The sequence below is a fragment of the Photobacterium angustum genome (assembly GCF_002954615.1).
Classification (GTDB): domain Bacteria; phylum Pseudomonadota; class Gammaproteobacteria; order Enterobacterales; family Vibrionaceae; genus Photobacterium; species Photobacterium angustum_A.
This window is the reverse complement of the sequence record NZ_MSCJ01000001.1, coordinates 536,974-554,733: the sequence shown is the minus strand read 5'-3', so window position 1 is coordinate 554,733 and position 17,760 is coordinate 536,974. Positions and strand designations below refer to the sequence as shown.

Annotated in this window: 13 protein-coding genes; 8 read left to right on the top strand and 5 right to left on the bottom strand. The window is 39.8% G+C overall.

All coding sequences use genetic code 11. The annotated features are described in order from the left end of the window. Window positions 1–68: 68 nt before the first annotated feature. Window positions 69–2,237, bottom strand: a complete 2,169-nt coding sequence (locus BTO08_RS02390; RefSeq protein WP_105059738.1) for a polysaccharide biosynthesis tyrosine autokinase — start codon at window positions 2,235–2,237, stop codon at window positions 69–71. Window positions 2,238–2,307: 70 nt separating this feature from the next. After that, window positions 2,308–3,438 carry a polysaccharide export protein gene (locus BTO08_RS02385; protein ID WP_105059737.1) on the bottom strand — a complete coding sequence of 377 codons (1,131 nt, stop codon included), beginning with the start codon at window positions 3,436–3,438 and terminating at the stop codon, window positions 2,308–2,310. 476 nt (window positions 3,439–3,914) lie between these two features. Between BTO08_RS02385 and BTO08_RS02380 the strand changes: the two genes are divergently transcribed. From BTO08_RS02380 to BTO08_RS02370, 3 genes are all read left to right on the top strand, one after another. Continuing rightward, window positions 3,915–4,895, top strand: a complete 981-nt coding sequence (locus tag BTO08_RS02380) for an OmpA family protein (protein ID WP_105059736.1) — start codon at window positions 3,915–3,917, stop codon at window positions 4,893–4,895. Window positions 4,896–4,945: 50 nt separating this feature from the next. Next, window positions 4,946–5,893, top strand: a complete 948-nt coding sequence (locus tag BTO08_RS02375) for a hypothetical protein (RefSeq protein WP_105059735.1) — start codon at window positions 4,946–4,948, stop codon at window positions 5,891–5,893. 90 nt (window positions 5,894–5,983) lie between these two features. Continuing rightward, window positions 5,984–8,140, top strand: coding sequence for a YjbH domain-containing protein (locus tag BTO08_RS02370; protein ID WP_105059734.1), 2,157 nt, complete (start codon window positions 5,984–5,986; stop codon window positions 8,138–8,140). 70 nt (window positions 8,141–8,210) lie between these two features. Here BTO08_RS02370 and BTO08_RS02365 read toward each other — a convergent pair whose 3' ends face one another. Further along, window positions 8,211–10,223: an NADPH-dependent 2,4-dienoyl-CoA reductase gene (locus tag BTO08_RS02365; RefSeq protein WP_105059733.1), complete on the bottom strand. Its 2,013-nt coding sequence runs from the start codon at window positions 10,221–10,223 to the stop codon at window positions 8,211–8,213. Between the two features lie 243 nt (window positions 10,224–10,466). On the opposite strand from BTO08_RS02365, the gene sppA reads away from it, so the two are divergent. The 3 genes from sppA (at window position 10,467) to BTO08_RS02350 (ending at window position 14,408) form a co-directional block, all read left to right on the top strand. Beyond that, complete coding sequence (gene sppA / locus BTO08_RS02360) at window positions 10,467–12,314, top strand: signal peptide peptidase SppA (RefSeq protein ID WP_105059732.1); 1,848 nt, start codon at window positions 10,467–10,469, stop codon at window positions 12,312–12,314. A gap of 250 nt (window positions 12,315–12,564) precedes the next feature. Next, window positions 12,565–13,578: an asparaginase gene (gene ansA / locus BTO08_RS02355; protein ID WP_005369017.1), complete on the top strand. Its 1,014-nt coding sequence runs from the start codon at window positions 12,565–12,567 to the stop codon at window positions 13,576–13,578. Between the two features lie 146 nt (window positions 13,579–13,724). Beyond that, on the top strand, window positions 13,725–14,408 hold the full coding sequence (locus BTO08_RS02350) for a glutathione S-transferase N-terminal domain-containing protein (protein WP_105059731.1): 684 nt from the start codon (window positions 13,725–13,727) through the stop codon (window positions 14,406–14,408). 2 nt (window positions 14,409–14,410) lie between these two features. Here the strand turns inward: BTO08_RS02350 and BTO08_RS02345 are convergent, their stop codons facing one another. Continuing rightward, window positions 14,411–14,710 (bottom strand): YeaC family protein, encoded by a 300-nt coding sequence (locus BTO08_RS02345; protein ID WP_105059730.1) that lies wholly within the window; start codon window positions 14,708–14,710, stop codon window positions 14,411–14,413. 313 nt (window positions 14,711–15,023) lie between these two features. Between BTO08_RS02345 and BTO08_RS02340 the strand changes: the two genes are divergently transcribed. After that, complete coding sequence (locus BTO08_RS02340) at window positions 15,024–15,797, top strand: DUF2989 domain-containing protein (protein WP_105059729.1); 774 nt, start codon at window positions 15,024–15,026, stop codon at window positions 15,795–15,797. A gap of 141 nt (window positions 15,798–15,938) precedes the next feature. Here the strand turns inward: BTO08_RS02340 and msrB are convergent, their stop codons facing one another. Next, a complete protein-coding gene (gene msrB / locus BTO08_RS02335; protein WP_105059728.1) occupies window positions 15,939–16,325 on the bottom strand; it encodes a peptide-methionine (R)-S-oxide reductase MsrB in 387 nt (128 codons plus the stop codon). Window positions 16,326–16,655: 330 nt separating this feature from the next. Here msrB and gap point away from each other — a divergent pair, with 330 nt between their 5' ends. Then, on the top strand, window positions 16,656–17,651 hold the full coding sequence (gene gap, locus BTO08_RS02330; RefSeq protein ID WP_105059727.1) for a type I glyceraldehyde-3-phosphate dehydrogenase: 996 nt from the start codon (window positions 16,656–16,658) through the stop codon (window positions 17,649–17,651). The last annotated feature ends 109 nt before the right edge of the window (window positions 17,652–17,760 follow it).

Genomic DNA, 17,760 nt, shown 5'->3' with positions numbered 1-17,760 from the left:
AATCCTAATTATAGTTCCTAAGCTGAAAGCGTCTAATACCATATTCTTTCAATTGAAACGCTTAATAATTACTTACTCTCGTAGCTATAATTATAGTAACCGTAATTTCCGCCGTAGGTGCTGCTTGCTTTACGGACAATTGCGTTAAGAATAAATCCTTTCACTTCTATGCCGTTTTGTTCAAAGCGTTGTTTGGCAACCTCGATTTCTTTAACGGTATTTTGCTCAAATCTTCCCACTAATAAGGTAGTTCCTACATGAGCACCAACAATAGCAGCATCAGTTACCGCTAAAATAGGTGGTGTATCAACAATCACCATATCGTAATGCTGCCCAGCCCACTCAATCAGTGCTTTAAAACGTGGGTGCATTAATAACTCTGATGGATTTGGCGGCGTATCACCACGAGGTATAAATTCTAAACCGTTCACACCTGTTTCACGGACAATATTGCTAAAGTCTTGCTTGCCACATAAGTAATCAGATAAACCAGGCTTATTATCTGTACATAATTGTGTTTCCATGCGACCTTTTCGCATATCAGCATCAATCACTAATACTTTTTGGCCCGCTTTTGCAATCACTGAGGCAAGGTTTACAGATACAAATGACTTACCAATACCAGGACTAGGGCCTGATACCATTAGCACATTATTTTTTGCTTCCATCATCGCAAAGTGCAAGCTTGTACGTAAGCTACGCAGTGCTTCAACCGATAAATCCGCGGGGTTATAAACACTTAACAAGGTTTGCTCTACTGTTAAGCTTTTACCTTTTTGCTTTTTCAGCAGATCGGTTTGTGAGTCAGATAATGGAATTGAAGCGTAAACAGGCAAGCCAATTTCTTCAATTTGATCTGGCGTTTCAACTCCCTTATGGAAAGCTGCGCGAAGTAAAGCTATTGCAACCGACAACATGCCGCCTAGCAGTGTTGCAAGAACAACAATTAAGGCTTTTTTCGGTTTAACTGCCTGTGAATAGCTTTGTGCTGAATCTAGAATACGCACGTTACCCACAGTACTCGCTTTTACAATGCTCAGCTCTTGAACTTTGTTTAACAATTCAACATAAATTTGCTGATTTACTTCAACGTTACGGGTTAAACGTAAAATTTCTTGCTGTGTTTTCGGCAGTTTCTCTACACGTTTATTTAAACGTGCTTTTTCTGATAACAAGGTTTTACGCTTATCCAATAAAGCGATGTATGCTGGGTGCTCTTTCGTAAATCGCTGTGAAATATCACTTTCTTTAAACGTCAGTTCGTTTAATTGTGATTCAACATTTACCATCACTTCTAACGCGGATTTCGCTTCTAAATTAAGATCAACTGATTCATTTAACTGACGATAATGATTAAGTTTGTCTTCAGCATTATTTAATTGGGTTTTAATTTCAGGTAAATGTTTTTTAAGAAACACTAAACTTTTTTCAGCTTCGGCAGAATTACGCTCTACATTTTGTAAAAAGTAATTCTGACTGATGTCATTTAATATCTCTTTTATTTTAGTGCGATTCTCACCCGTCATTGAAAGCTGCAGAATACCTGTTTGCTTTCCTCGTTCACTCACAGATAAATCAAGTTGTAAACCTTGAATCGCATCCAGTCTGCTAATTTTACTTAAGGTAAACGTCGCATCATTTTTTGCGTTCACATCGGTGACTAATATACTAATACCTTTGTTTTCAGCCAGCTTGCCAACTTGTCCTTTTAGGACTTCTCGACCATCTGCATTCGCTAACGTGTAATCACCGTCTTTGCTGTTAGTAACAGTTAGCACATAACCATTTTGTTGCGCTGAATCGGGTAAAAGGAATCGAGAAACAGCGATGGATTCGCTGTCTCCAGTTAGTCTTGCCAAACCTTTTCCGATAACGGGCATGTAATTAGGCGTAGCAACAATCGTTAAGTTCAGCTTATCGACAGTTTCGCCTAATACCATACGAGACTTAATAATTTCTATTTCAGTGGTAGCCGTTGATTCGGAAGAAAAAAGATCAGCCATATCGCCACCAAGGGCTGGCATACCTGTACTTTTTTGTTCCACTTGAATCAAGGCATCGGCTTTATAAATTGGTGTTGCAAGAAGTGCGTAAATAATACCAATAAAAGTAAAGAGTAAGGTGATAACAATAATATTCCAACGGTTATCAACTAATATACCAAATAGCTTACCAAGATCTATTTCATCACTATTATTAGGAGTCGCTTTGTTCGTTAAGTTTTGAGCTAAACTCATGAATCATTTTCCATTCGAGTCAATATAGGTTTATTTAACTGCAGTTTTAAAATTCGACGTTTTGTTTTATCTACTTCAAATCGACAAAACGATTAACACCTTCAGTTAAGCTATTAAATCCGGTAATAGTCGGTAGTAATTGTTTAATAACACGATTCCAACGTGTAATTGGCGCTGCTGTTACATAAACAATATCGTAAGGTTTTAAATCAAACTCAGTGCCAATAACAAGTGCAGTCGCATCTTTAATATTTAACTGGTAAATGTCTGCAATAGGATCATTAGGCTTGGTGGTTTCTTTTGAACGAATAACAAAGACCCCAGTCGCATCGGCTTCTAATTCATTAATGCCACCCACATTACTGAGAGCTTCTGTTAAGCTCATACCTGCACGATCAATTTTTAACAACTGCGGCTTGTTCACTTCGCCCATCACAAAGACTTTTTGCGCGTCATCTCTTGGCACATGAACGATATCGCCATCTTGTAATAAACGGTTTTGAGTTAAATCACCACGTTGCATTAAAGCGTACAAGGAAACTTGCTGATCTTTGCCATTTCGCGTCAAGGTTACGTTACGCCAATCAGAATCTTTTGCTAAACCACCCGATTTATTCACTGCATCAAGCAGTGTTAATGGAATATTGGTTATTGCTTGCGGCCCAGGATTTTTTACAGCACCCGTAACATAGGTTTTTTTAGAACGAAACGAGGCGACATTTACATCAACTTGTGGTGCTTCAATATAAGCGGCTAATCGACGGGCAATTTCCTTACGTACCTGGGTAACGGTTTTACCTGCCACTTTTACTTTACCTATATAAGGATAAAAAATAGTGCCATCAGCATGCACCCAGTTACCCGCTTCACTCGCACTTCGATAAGAGCCTGCTGGAATGGTTAGTTCTGGATGATCCCAAATAGTGACATTTAAAATATCTCCCGGACCAATATGATACTCATAATGCTTTAATTCATTCTCAAGCGTGTTATTGGTACGCGCTGAAATTGGGGTATTTTTATATTGGCTTACCGTTGTGGCGGTTAATGGATAAACATTTATATTATCTAACGCTGTATCTTCAGAGCCCGTAGCGACCACCTGTTTATTATCAATATTGATATTTGAACCTGGAATACTACAACCAGTCAGTAATAAGGTAACTGAAATTGTAGATATGATTTTTCTTGATAACGTCATGGTGAGCTCACAGCGAGAAAATGAGTAAAAAAAGAAGTGCCTAACATTACAAACAAACCAACAAACCAACAAACCAATAAGAATGCTACCGCCCTAAGGTTACAGCTCCTCATATGCTTTCAAATAGGATGAATGAAAGCATTAAATCGCCCTCATCCTTGTGTCGATTTTGCGCATGATAATGCATTAGCACACTTATATATTCAACAATTTTTCATAAACAAGTTGCAGATCGCACTTTTTTGCACCAAAAGCTAATTTTACAACTAAATTATTGACAAATAAGAACATAAAATATGTTACAAATTAATTAAAATAGTGTTAGCGACTTTTTTTGTTGTGATGTTGTTATCACTTTTAAGCAAAAAAACTGATGAAGCAAAAAAATACATTCCCCGCGATATGCAACAAAATATATACTCCTCGTTTAATAATTGAATTTCTATATAACCTTTCTTTTAAATACGGTGGCAATAATGAACAAAATCATTTTAATGATCCCCTTTGCTCTAGTTGTATCCAATTCCGTACATGCATCAACAGATAACCCTTGGTATGTCGGCGCGCGCGTAGGTGCCAGCCACATTACAAACATGGATGATGCTGTTACCTCTGTAACAAAATTAGAAGATACTAATTTTGCCGGTGGTGTGTTTGCGGGTTATCAAGTTACGCCTTGGTTTGCTTTAGAAACAGGCTACACTCATTTAGGTAATGCCAAATTAGATAACAAACAGGGGAGTTATGAAGCGCAAGGTGCTGACCTTGTTACTAAGTTCTCTTATGCAATTTCTGATAGCGTTGATATCTTCGCTAAAGCGGGTGCTTTTTATTACGACTGGAATGCAATTGGTTCTGGTGTCGCTAACAGTGATAACGGTTGGTCACCTACAGCGGGAGCTGGCCTTGAATACTTCATAAATAAGAATGTTTCGACTCGTGTAGAGTACCAATACTACAACGATGTTGCTGGCCCTGATATTCACTTTGCAGGTTTAGGTTTAGCTTTTCATTGGGGCGCGCCAGCACCCGTTATTGTTGAAGAACCAATCTATGTTAATCAAGTCACTATCGCCACGCTTGAAGAGCTTAGACTGACAGTCCCTTTCGCTTTTGATAGCAGCACCATCACAACGGGTGACGCAGCAAAACTTGCACCTTTTGAACAGCGCTTAAAAGAGCAAGATGCCGCAAAAATCTATGTTGTGGGTCATACCGATAGCCGTGGTTCTGAAGCTTATAACCAAACCTTATCAGTTAAACGTGCAGAAGCGGTTGCAGACGCGCTTCGTCAACATCTAAATCTGGATAGCACACGCATCATTGCTCAAGGTCGTGGTGAATCAGATCCTGTTGCATCAAATCAAACCGAGGAAGGTCGTGCACAGAACCGTCGTGTCGACATTATTTCACCATCGCTTGATATTGAAACTTCAACGCAAGTAATTGCTGAATAATCCCATTACTCATTTAATTAAATGTATCGCTTCATAAATAAGGAATAAATATGAAGATCAAATTATTATCAACCATCATTGCTGGCGTTATCATCGCGGGCTGTGGTAGTGACAATAACAACAGCGTTACACCTGAAGTGACATCAGCATCAGTACAAGCTTTTGATGGTGCTATTTGGGGTATTCAGGGAAGCTATAACTGTGGAAATGGTGACAAGGTTGTTGGTTTAACCAACTATGATGGTTTCGTTAAAACAACTGATGAAGCATTCGTTAATGCGCCTGAAAACTGTTCATTCACATTTAAGCCTGACGGTAAAGTTATTCCCCAAGACACATCTAATGGTAAATACTTACCAACTTTAGAATTAAAAGCTCCTAAAGGATTGTTCAAAAAAGGTGAGGCGGCGACAGCTTCTCCATTATCAACACTGATTGCTAATAAGCTTGGTGATAATGCTTACGACGAAGCAACAGCAAGTCAAGTACTAGAAGATTTAGGTTTAGGTGAAATCGCAAATACCTGCGGCATTTCTGTGACTGATCTATTGAGAGATACTGACAGTGCAGTGAAGAAATTAGCTGAAAACTCTGATTTTACTGATATTCATAGTAAATTAATTGCAACAACACATGTTCTTGCTGATACGTTAGCCGCACAGCCAAATGCCTCAACTGACGACGTGACGAAAGTCACTAAATTACTTGCAGAAGCTACATTAGCAGAGCACCCAAATTACCCAACAAGTAAAGACGGTAAACCTGTTCATGTTGAGTTAGCTAAAATCTTAGCTGATGAAAATACATTTAAGACAGCTACACAAGCAGAGACGATAGAAGATATTCAAAAAATCCCTGCTTTAGATGAAGCAATCAAAAAACCAGCAGAATCAAAAGTACCAGATAAACCAGAAGATCCAGACGCTACTCCTACTGGTGGTACTGGCGGTGGTACTGGTGGCGGTGACGGTTCATCAGGCGGTGGTACTGGTAACTAATCACTACTATAAAAAATTAAGGCACCTTCGGGTGCCTTTTGTTGTTTCTTTTATATGCGATATTTTTATCTTGCTACACGGAAGTCGATCATGAATTCACTCCCTTCTATACCTCATTCATTATTAACATTAAGCATATTGGCAGCATTCACCTCACCACAGGTTCACGCTTCATCTGTTGATATTCTCCCATCAAGCCAAAGTTATACCGGCTTAATGTTTACCCCTAATGCTCAAGTGATTAAAGCAGGCGACATTAGTCTTTCTTTCCACCAAGGTGTGCCTTATCGTCAGTCCATTAGCCAGCTCGATAATTGGTTCGTTGCCACAGGGTTATTTCCTTATTTAGAAGTCGGTGGTCGTATTGTTACCAAAACTTACGATACTAATTTATATACAGAAAAAGACGGTGGAATCCGTGATTTATCGGCGTCAGCAAAATTTCAACTACCTTATGTTTATGACTTTACAGGGTTCAATGTCGCTATTGGTGCGCAGGATATTGGTGGCGCTGCCAATAATTTTGATACTAAATACATTGTGGCCGATAAAACCTTTGACAGCTTATCGCTACGCTTAAGCGGTGGTTACGGCAGTTCAGTACTTGCTAATGGCATTATGAATGGCCCTTTTGCTGGCGCTGAGTGGCAACCGCTTTCGTTTATGCAATTAACCGCTGAATACGATGCAGCTGAATTTAACAGCAATGCTAAGTTGTTCACACCTCAGGGATTATTACCTTGGGGCAGTCAATTAAGCCTTGATTACCAAGTTTATACAGGGCATGAGCGCAGTGAGCAGGATGTATGGGGCGTTAATTTTTCTGTTCCTTTAATGGGTTATAACGATAATACAGCACTTAATCTTACCACCAGTAAGAATGAGCAATTAGCCAAAAAGATTAATCAACAATTGGCGCAAGCAAGTACTGCAAGCCTTGCAAACTTAATCAATGCGTTAAAAGAAGAAGGCTTTATTAATTTAAATGTCGGCTATCGTAATAATAAAATGGTTATTGCGTTAGAAAACCGTCGTTATAACCATAACCAAATTGATGGTGTAGGTGTTGCTCTGGGTATTATTGCTAGCAAAGCTGGCGATGGAGTCTTTAGTGATCTTGCTAAACTCATTAAAAATTCAGATAGCAAAGCTAACATCCAACAAAACCAAGAACAAAGTGTTGAGCTAATTTTACTGACTAACGGATTACCAATGTTTGCAGTAAACACGGAAACCCAATGTTATCGTGAATTCATTCAATCAGATATCCCTTGTAAGCAACTTAGCTTTAACACCATAAGTGCAAAGCCTAACTTTGACCAAACGACTTGGTTATACCAAACCATGAATAGCGGTTTTGGTCGTAGCCAAGTGATTTTATCTCCCGCATTAAATCACCGAACAGCAACAGAATATGGCTTCTTTGATTATTCTCTCGCACTTGCTGCCAACCTTTATACCCCACTATGGCAAGGTGCCGCTGTTGATCTACGTTATATGGTACCTATTGATAATAGTGACGATTTTGACCAAGGTGGCTTGTGGCATCAACAAGCGTTTGAAAACAAGCTTGACCGCGCACTTATTCATCAAGCATTTAAACTGCCACAAAATATCATTACTCAATTTAGTGGTGGCTATATGATGGGCGGCTACTGGGGAGGGATAAATGAAACCCAATGGTACTCACCACAAGGCGATCACATGCTGGGTTTTGAAGCGAGTAAATTCATTTCTAAAGATGAATATGATGCTCGAGGAAGAAAAATTGCAGATAAACAAAGTGTATTAGCTAACTATACCTATTCACTTCCAGAATATAACTGGCAATTAGGCCTTCAAGCAGGCGAATATTTCCAAGGTGATGTCGGTGCGCGTGTAACGTCTAACCACTGGTTAGGAGATACTAAATTAAGCATTAACTACCTAACTTCCAAGGCAAAAGATAGTAGTGAATATGAAGACTTTGTTGCCGTTAGTATTGCCATCCCATTAACACCTTGGCGTGATATGAAGCCTGACTATGTACAGGTACGTGGTATCGATCAGTTTGTATACTCATTACAAACACGCGTCGGTGAAAGCCACAATAACTTAAACTCTGGTTTAGGGGCTTCATCGGATCTTCAGCATAATATTGTTCGTCAATATGAGAACCGTGGCCGACTTTCTCCTGCTTACTTTAAAGCAAACACTCAACGTTTAAGAAATGCATACATCAAATATGTGAAAGTAACCGTAGAGTAAAATAAAAAGGATGAGGTAAACATTACCTCATCCTTTCTTTTTAACTACTCTTTATTTTATGCTCACTTAATTACAACTTTGCAGCCAGCTCAACACCTTGACGAATTACCCGTTTAGCATCGACCTCTCCGGCAACATCCGCACCACCAATCACATGAACATTAATGCCTTGCTCGGTGAGCTTTTCTGACAGTTCTTCAACCGATGTTTGCCCTGTACAAAGAACAATATTATCGGCATCTAATATTCGAGATTGTCCTTCAACGGTAATATGCAATCCAGCATCATCGATTTTGTCGTAGCTAACCCCACCAAGCAGTTCAACACCGCGTTTTTCTAATGTTCTACGGTGAATCCAGCCTGTTGTTCTGCCTGGGCCTTTACCGACTTTGCCCGGTTTTCGTTGCATTAACCATACTTGTCGCGGGCTAATGTATTCATCATGCGGTAATAATCCACCTTCATGAGTCAATGTTTTATCAATCCCCCACTCTTCAAGCCATTGATCAAGATTTTGATTTTCAGGCTCAGTTAGCATGGTAGATACATCAACCCCAATACCACCAGCACCAATAACAGCGACTTTTTGTCCTAACTGTACTTTATCTCTGATCAAGGTTTGATAATCGATAACCTTAGGATTATCGACGCCAGGAATAGGCGGAATACGCGGTTTAACACCCGTTGCGATAATAACTTCATCATAGTTAGCTAAATCATCTTCCGTTGCAGCATAACCAAGTTTTACGTTTACACCTGTTTGTTCTAAACGACGGGTAAAATAACGAATCGTTTCTTTAAACTCTTCTTTACCCGGTATTTGCATCGCAAGGTTAAATTGTCCACCAACGTGGTCATTTTTCTCAAACACATCGACGCTAAAACCTCGCTCTGCAACAGCAACAGCGCACGCCATTCCAGCAGGTCCTGCGCCCACAATCGCCACTTTTCTATTTTGTGCTATCGGGGTTAATACCAGTTCGGTCTCATAACACGCTTGAGGATTGACTAAACAACTCGCACGTTTACCAACAAAAGCATGATCTAAACAGGCTTGGTTACATCCAATACAGGTATTTATATCATCAGCGCGATCTTGCGCTGCTTTTTCGACAAAATCAGGATCAGCAAGGAACGGTCGTGCCATCGATACCATATCAGCTTGCCCTGACGATAGAATATCTTCAGCCACTTGTGGGGTATTAATACGATTACAGGTCACTAAAGGAATAGAGACTTCTTGTTTAAGCTTTTCTGTAACCCAAGCAAATGCGGCACGTGGAACTTGCGTGGCAATAGTCGGAACTCGCGCTTCATGCCAACCAATACCGGTATTTAAAATGGTTACACCTGCTTGTTCTAGAGCCTTAGCAAGCATTACCACTTCTTCATGAGTACTGCCTTGCTCGACTAAATCCAGCATTGAAAGACGGAAGATAATAATAAAGTCACGTCCAACGCGCGCGCGAACCGCTTTCACAATTTCTAGTGGGAAACGAATTCGATTTTCATAACTCCCGCCCCAATCGTCATAACGTAAGTTCGAACGCTGACAGATAAACTGATTAATCAGATAGCCTTCTGATCCCATCAGTTCAACTCCATCATAGCCAGCTTCGCGAGCAAGCTCGGCGCTTTTAGCAAAAGCATTGATGGTTTTTAAAATCTGACGTTCAGACATTTCACTTGGGGTGAATTTAGAAATAGGTGAACGAATAGCAGAGGCACTCACTGCAAAAGGCGACATTGCATAGCGCCCAGCATGTAGTAACTGAAGCGCTATTTTTCCACCTTCATTATGTACTGCATCTGTAATGTTTTTATGTGTCCGAGCTGCACGTGATGAACTAAATTCAGCACTTAACGGATGTAGTCGCCCACGAAAGTTGGGAGAGAAACCGCCAGTCACAATTAATCCAACACCACCACGCGCACGTGCGGCATAGAACGCAGATAATTTTTTAAATCCATCTCGTGATTCTTCAAGCCCTGTGTGCATAGAGCCCATTAACACACGGTTTCGTAGGGTAGTAAAACCAAGATCCAATGGCGCTAACAAATGAGGGTATGCTTTATTGTCCATGGCTTTTGCTTCTCTTTTTATTATGGTCTGACCAGTATATTAACCCTATCATGCCATTTCAAACATTTGTTTACATTAAGTTAACAATTGTGCTTTCGCGCACTTTTCTTATACCTTCAATGACTAACAGCACGGCTATTTATTCAATACCTTGTTTTGATATCTATTCTTAATAGTAAATTTACTGAAATTAGTTAATGAGTACGATACGATATGCCTCAAGAATCATTAAAGAGAGCATTCATGAAAGCCATATTCACAGGGATTGGAGCGTTTTTCAGAACAATCTGGAAGCTAATCAACTTTGCCCGTAAGTTTATTCTTAACTTAATTTTCCTACTGATTGTAGGTGCCATTATTTTTGCTTTTAGTGACCATGATGATAGCCCTGAAAAGCCAGAGGCATCGGCACTTGTACTTAACCTATCAGGCCCGATTGTTGAGCAGAAAAACTATGACAATCCATTAGATAGCGTTATTAGTGATGTGATGGGGCAACCACCTGTTGAACAAAACGTTTTATTCGATATTGTCGAAGCCATCCGAACTGCAACTACCGATAGCTCTATTACTGGCCTTGTATTAAATCTTAAAAACATGCCAGAAACGAGTCTGACTAAACTTCGCTATATTGCAAAAGCCATTCAAGAGTTTAAAGCATCAGGTAAACCTGTTTATGCTTATGGTGGTCATTACAGCCAAAGCCAATACTACCTTGCAAGTTATGCCGATAAGATCTTTATGTCACCTGATGGCGGTATCATGCTAACGGGTTATGGCACCTACACGCTTTACTATAAAACATTATTAGAAAAGCTAGATGTCACCACCCACGTTTTCCGTGTAGGTACTTACAAATCATTTGTCGAACCTTATATCCGCGATGGCATGTCAGCTGCAGCGAAAGAAGCGAATACGGTTTGGTTAGATCAACTCTGGGATGCTTATACGTCTGATGTGGCGAAAAACCGCAATATCGATGCTAAAACACTGACGCCTGAAATGAACGGCTTTATTGAACAACTTACAGCTGTTAATGGTGATTTTGCTCAACTGAGTAAAAAAATGGGTCTGGTTGATGAATTGGTAACTCGTCCTCAATTAAGCCAAATCTTAATCAAAGAATTTGGTGATAACGGTGAGCACAGCTTTAAGCAGATCAGCTACTACGATTACTTATCTATGCTGGTTGATGATCAAAAACCATCAAATAACAAAGTAGCAGTGGTTGTTGCAAGTGGCGCTATTGTTGACGGAAAGAGCAGCCAAGGTACAGCAGGTGGTGACACGATTGCTGCACTACTTCGCAAAGCTCGCTTTGATAACGATATAAAATCTGTGATTTTACGTGTCGATAGCCCTGGAGGCAGCGCCTTTGCTTCTGAAGTGATACGTAATGAAGTCGATGCCTTAAAAGCGGCAGGTAAACCTGTTGTTGTGTCAATGTCGAGTGTTGCTGCATCAGGTGGTTACTGGATCTCTTCAAGTGCCGATAAGATCATCGCGCAACCAACAACGATCACCGGCTCTATTGGTATCTTTGCGATTTTAACCACATTTGAGAAAAGCTTAGAAAAACTTGGCGTTTACAGTGATGGCGTAGGCACGACCCCTTTTGCTGGTGTCGGTGTAACACGTGCACTTCCTGAAAATATCGGCAAGGTTTTCCAGCTTGGGGTTGATAATGGCTACCAGCGCTTCATTGGTTTAGTCAGCAAATACCGTCATATGTCACTCGAACAAGCAGATAAAATTGCTCAAGGCCGAGTATGGACGGGTAAAGACGCGAAAGAACGTGGCTTAGTCGATGAACTCGGTGACTTTGATACAGCAATAACGGAAGCGGTGTCACTCGCTAAAATTGATGATTACCAATTGGTGTGGATGCAACAGCCTCTTTCTCCTATCCAGCAATTCTTTAAAGAAATGTCGGGTGAAGTAAAAGCACAAGTTGTTGCTATGGTTCTTGGTGACACGCCGAATGCATTAGCGCCAGTGACTAAAGTTGCTAAAGATCTGACTTCTCTTAGTAACTTTAACGATCCTAATGGTCGTTATGCGTTCTGCTTAAATTGCAGCACTATTAACTAGTAACGAGAACGTTATCAGCAACAGATAGTTAAAAAGCTCGGCTATATGTCGAGCTTTTTATTATGCAAAAACGCTTAAATAATCTAACTAATCAATATCAGTGATAAAAACCACAACAACTCAAATTATAAGCACATCAATCTTAGTTCACATTTCAATGCAATAAGTATCACTCTAAAAATCGCTTAACTCGCATCTTCATACAGTTTGCGTATAATGCGCACACCAACCGTTAACTCTGTGCTGAAAAATGGAAAGAAAACATATTTATATCGCCTACACTGGCGGCACCATTGGTATGCAAAAATCTGATCACGGCTATATTCCTGTATCAGGCTTTATGCAAAAGCAATTAGCTAGCATGCCAGAATTCCATCGCCCAGAAATGCCTGAGTTCACTATCCATGAGTATTCGCCTTTAATCGACTCATCAGATATGACACCTGCGGATTGGCAACGCATTGCTGACGATATAAAAGATAATTACGATAAGTATGATGGTTTTGTGATCCTTCATGGCACAGATACCATGGCATACACCGCTTCTGCTTTGTCTTTTATGTTCGAGAATTTAGATAAGCCAGTCATTGTAACCGGATCTCAAATTCCATTAGTTGAACTTCGTTCTGATGGTCAAAGCAACTTATTGAATGCGTTACATATTGCTGCTAATTACCCAATCAATGAAGTGACCGTATTTTTCAACAACCAATTGATCCGTGGTAACCGTAGTACTAAGGCTCATGCCGATGGTTTTGGTGCGTTTATTTCACCAAACTTGCCACCATTGTTAGAAGCAGGTATTAACATCACCGTTAATAGCGGAACGGAATTAAACAAAAAACCGAATGGTGAGTTTAAAGTTCACACTATCACGCCACAACCTATTGGTGTAATTACTATGTATCCTGGTATCTCACCAGAGGTTATACGTAATACCCTACGCCAACCGGTTAATGCCATGATCCTACTGACTTTTGGCGTAGGTAATGCACCTCAAAATAAAGAGCTGCTTGATCAATTAAAAGAAGCATCAAATCGCGGTGTGATTGTCATGAACTTAACCCAGTGTTTATCAGGTAAAGTTAATATGGGTGGATACGCAACGGGTTGTGCGCTAGCTGATGCCGGCGTGCTAAGTGGCTATGATATGACACCTGAAGCGGCATTGGCTAAATTACATTACTTACTCAGCCAAGATTTACCGATTGAGACAATGCGTACGCTGATGCAGCAAGATCTCCGTGGTGAGTTAACCTTGTAATTAGCAGTACTTGTTTAATAAGGAAAAGAGCCGCACTGGCTCTTTTTTATTTTTAGCTACCATAAAATAAAAACACCACTCCCCCAAAATTTTCCAACCGAACTACAATTACAGCTAATAGCAATCTACCTTCATGGGTTGGAACAATGATGATTTTACATGGTGCCTCTATTTCGCCTTTCGTCAGAAAAATCATGTTGGCACTTAATTACAAAGGGATACGTTATGAACTCCAACCTCTCAATCCCTTTTTAGAAAAAGAACTGGCGCACAAACGTCACCCCATGGGAAAAGTCCCTGTACTTGAACATAACGATACAACGATCATTGATTCAACTGTTATTGCCCATTATCTTGACGATACCTATCCCGTTCCCCCACTTTATCCGGGCGATGCCAAACAACGTGCAAAAATTCGCTGGTTTGAAGCTTATGCAGCGACACGTGTGACGTCATTACTCGGTGGCGTTTTGTTTTACCAAAAAGTATTGCGCGATAAAATGCAAAATAAGCCATGTGATGAAGAAGCGGTGGAGCAATGCCTTTCCCACAACTTGCCTAATGTGTTGAAATACCTCGAAGAACAACTTCCCGATCAAGGATATGTTGGCGATCATTTCTCAATGGCTGAAATAAGTATCTGGAGTATTTTTAGAACGGGGTGGATGGCAGGGCTGCGATTGCAACCCCATTATCCTACTCTACACCACTATCTAAACCGTATAGAGCAAGAGCCATGGATAGCCAATATTGTGTCGGAAGAAGATCATCAATTACAAGGCTTCTATTGCGAAGCTATGATATGGCCTAACCTGCATGAGAAGGTCTAACTTTAGATATCATCATGTTCAAAGCGAGCTATCTCTGGCGACACTGCAGTCGTCTCCTGCGCAGCAAAATCACGTTTTAATTCAGCTTTACTCTTAAATTTTATTTCGCCACCCGCCGCAACCGTCATGTGTTGCGCATCACTATTATGACGAGATTGATAAAGCATCACAGCCTGCATAGCAGAATCTCTTTGATCAGCCGTTAATACTGTACCATCAGGCCACTTCCCGGTTTCTACTGCGGTTGATATCCGCTCAAAAACTTCTGGTGTCATTGCCTTCAATAATTGCGACACATCCATATCTACTCCTCATTTTGATACTAACAGGCTTGTTTAAGTACATCGCTGTAGCTTATAAAATACGTAATAACAGTCAACGCTTTCCCCTCAAACTGTAGTAGCGATCACAGGTTGATAGGTCTATCAAAATAATTTCACCATTTTCGAGTTCACCCGTCGATAACAACAAATGACATCGTTATATTTATCATTATTCGTAACCAACATGTAGGTCACTATGGCGTATTACTTCTCAATTATAGAAACATCAAAAAGAGTAGTGCCGACAAGGTTGCTCTTAAACAATACTAAACGTTTTATCACAACGATCAGTATGAGCTTATTATTAACTGGCTGTTTTGAACGCCACCGTACTACAGATAGCTTGTGCGAAAGTTACCCTGAATTGTGTACACAGCTCAACGTCAATGATGGTCAATGCCGTATTCAACGAACAGGATTAATTTGGCAACGTTACGATGTGTTGAAAAATCCAACCGACCAAGAAAAATTTAAGGAGCTTGAAGCGACGCAAAAGTATATTTTTTGCTTGGAATATGCTGCTCGTATTGAACCAACAGAGCTAAAAGATCGAAAGACTATTCGTATGAACGCACTCTACGATAGCTATAATAATGTAACACGCCTAAACAAAGAGCTATCGTTGTCGACCGATCCAGAGATTATTTACTATCGTTGGAGTCAAGGTGATGAACAAGCACAACAACAATTTCTAGCTCTCGAAGGTAAAAAAGAGTTAGAGACACCCGATCTTCAACTAGCACTTGCCAGCTACTACATCAGTAAAGATAAGGATAAAACCTATCAATTACTCCACCATGCGCTTTCACTCTACAAGAAAAATGAAACGGTAAACCAAGATATAATTAAATCATTAGCAACGTTATCTCAGCAGCAAAAAAAACTGAAAGAAGCTTATATATGGGTATTAATTGCTAATGATATGAATATGCCCGTTGCCGAGGCAAAAAATGTCGCCAGCTTATTTTTGTTAACAGAAGATGAACAGAAGGTTTTAAATAAAAAAGCAGTCAATATTTTAGATAATTTACAAAATGGAAACTACGAGCGAAAAATGATTAATTAAAATTTAATTGTAAATATCAAATAATTTTATAATTGATACATACAAGATTTAATCATTAAACTTATTTTGCTTTTATTGTGAAATTTTAGATATTAAATACAGTGACGGTAAATAACTATATATTACCGTCACTCATACGCTTTATTTGTCCGTGAATATTAATGATATCGAGTTTACACAATAACGTTCACCTGTTGTTTGCGGACCATCATTAAAAACATGTCCAAGATGACTATCACAATGCTTACAACGAATTTCCATTCGTTTCATACCATGACTATGATCCTCTACATAGCTAATGCAATCATCATTCAATGGCGCATCAAAGCTAGGCCAGCCACAGCCTGAGTCATATTTATTGCTCGAAGAAAATAACGGCGATTCGCAACAGGTACATGAATAAATACCTGTTTTATGGTTATGAAGTAATTTGCCGCTATAGGGTGGCTCAGTCGCTTGTTGTCGGCAAACTTGATAAGCCATTTCAGATAATTTCTCTCGCCAATAAGCATCAGATTTATTTTTCATTACCACTGTCCCTTATTTCCCTCAATATAAATTTTAAACCTCTTTTTATTTATAGTGACTTTAACACATATGGCTGTTTTAAAAATTCACAGTTTTAAAAAAAACCGTCTAATGTATTTATCAGCGATTTAAATTTGAAAATTATGGCGCTGTTAAATTACACAGTATTTGTATGATTTACCGCCGTTGTAGTCGAAATGTAAATTAAATCCGATCTTTTTTTTGATTTTAAGCAATTTAAACGATTTTTTTGCTTGCAGGGTCACGTAGTATTATGTAATTTTACTACCAGTTATCTTTCATTAGAAATTAAGTTGTGGAGCAACTGTAATGACAATTAAAGTAGGTATTAACGGTTTCGGCCGTATCGGTCGTTTTGTTTTCCGTGCAGCGCAAGAGCGCAACGACATTGAAGTTGTTGGTATCAACGACCTTATCGATGTTGAGTACATGGCATACATGCTTAAGTACGATTCAACTCACGGCCGTTTCAACGGTACTGTTGAAGTTGAAGGCGGTAACCTAATCGTTAACGGTAAAACTGTTCGTGTAACAGCTGAACGTAACCCAGAAGATCTTAAGTGGGATGCAATCAACGTTGACGTTGTTGCTGAAGCAACTGGTCTTTTCCTAACTGACGAGACTGCACGTAAGCACATCACTGCTGGTGCTAAGAAAGTTGTTCTTACTGGTCCATCTAAAGACGCAACTCCAATGTTCGTTATGGGTGTTAACCAAGACACTTACGCAGGTCAAGATATCGTTTCTAACGCTTCTTGTACTACTAACTGTCTAGCGCCTATCGCTAAAGTTCTTAACGACAAGTTCGGTATCGAATCTGGTCTTATGACTACAGTTCACGCAACTACAGCTACTCAGAAGACTGTTGACGGTCCTTCTGCTAAAGACTGGCGTGGCGGTCGTGGTGCTTCTCAGAACATCATCCCATCATCAACTGGTGCAGCTAAAGCTGTAGGTGTTGTTCTTCCTGAGCTAAACGGCAAACTAACTGGTATGGCTTTCCGCGTACCAACTGCTAACGTTTCTGTAGTTGACCTAACAGTTAACCTTAAGAACGGTGCTTCTTACGAAGCTATCTGTGCTGCTATGAAAGAAGCATCAGAAGGCGCTCTAAAAGGCGTTCTTGGTTACACTGAAGATCAAGTTGTTTCTCAAGATTTCATCGGCGAAACTCAAACTTCAGTATTCGATGCTAAAGCTGGTATCGCACTAACTGATAACTTCGTTAAAGTTGTATCTTGGTACGACAACGAAATCGGCTACTCAAACAAAGTTCTAGACCTAATCGCTCACATCTCTAAGTAATGTAAGCAATTAGCTAGCTTTCTTTGAAAGCAATTAAAAAGGCGGCGCATTTTGCGGCGCCTTTTTTATATCTAGTATAATACAAAAAATAATCAGAACTCTTCACAAA

Bases quoted from the DNA above. Each gene is read 5' to 3' on its own strand.
- BTO08_RS02390 (WP_105059738.1), bottom strand. From the start codon at position 2,237: ATGAGTTTAGCTCAAAACTTAACGAACAAAGCGACTCCTAATAATAGT.
- gap (WP_105059727.1), top strand. From the start codon at position 16,656: ATGACAATTAAAGTAGGTATTAACGGTTTCGGCCGTATCGGTCGTTTT.
- BTO08_RS02365 (WP_105059733.1), bottom strand. From the start codon at position 10,223: ATGGACAATAAAGCATACCCTCATTTGTTAGCGCCATTGGATCTTGGT.
- BTO08_RS02385 (WP_105059737.1), bottom strand. From the start codon at position 3,438: ATGACGTTATCAAGAAAAATCATATCTACAATTTCAGTTACCTTATTA.
- BTO08_RS02375 (WP_105059735.1), top strand. From the start codon at position 4,946: ATGAAGATCAAATTATTATCAACCATCATTGCTGGCGTTATCATCGCG.
- msrB (WP_105059728.1), bottom strand. From the start codon at position 16,325: ATGAAAAATAAATCTGATGCTTATTGGCGAGAGAAATTATCTGAAATG.
- ansA (WP_005369017.1), top strand. From the start codon at position 12,565: ATGGAAAGAAAACATATTTATATCGCCTACACTGGCGGCACCATTGGT.
- BTO08_RS02350 (WP_105059731.1), top strand. From the start codon at position 13,725: ATGATGATTTTACATGGTGCCTCTATTTCGCCTTTCGTCAGAAAAATC.
- BTO08_RS02370 (WP_105059734.1), top strand. From the start codon at position 5,984: ATGAATTCACTCCCTTCTATACCTCATTCATTATTAACATTAAGCATA.
- BTO08_RS02380 (WP_105059736.1), top strand. From the start codon at position 3,915: ATGAACAAAATCATTTTAATGATCCCCTTTGCTCTAGTTGTATCCAAT.
- BTO08_RS02345 (WP_105059730.1), bottom strand. From the start codon at position 14,710: ATGGATGTGTCGCAATTATTGAAGGCAATGACACCAGAAGTTTTTGAG.
- sppA (WP_105059732.1), top strand. From the start codon at position 10,467: ATGAAAGCCATATTCACAGGGATTGGAGCGTTTTTCAGAACAATCTGG.
- BTO08_RS02340 (WP_105059729.1), top strand. From the start codon at position 15,024: ATGAGCTTATTATTAACTGGCTGTTTTGAACGCCACCGTACTACAGAT.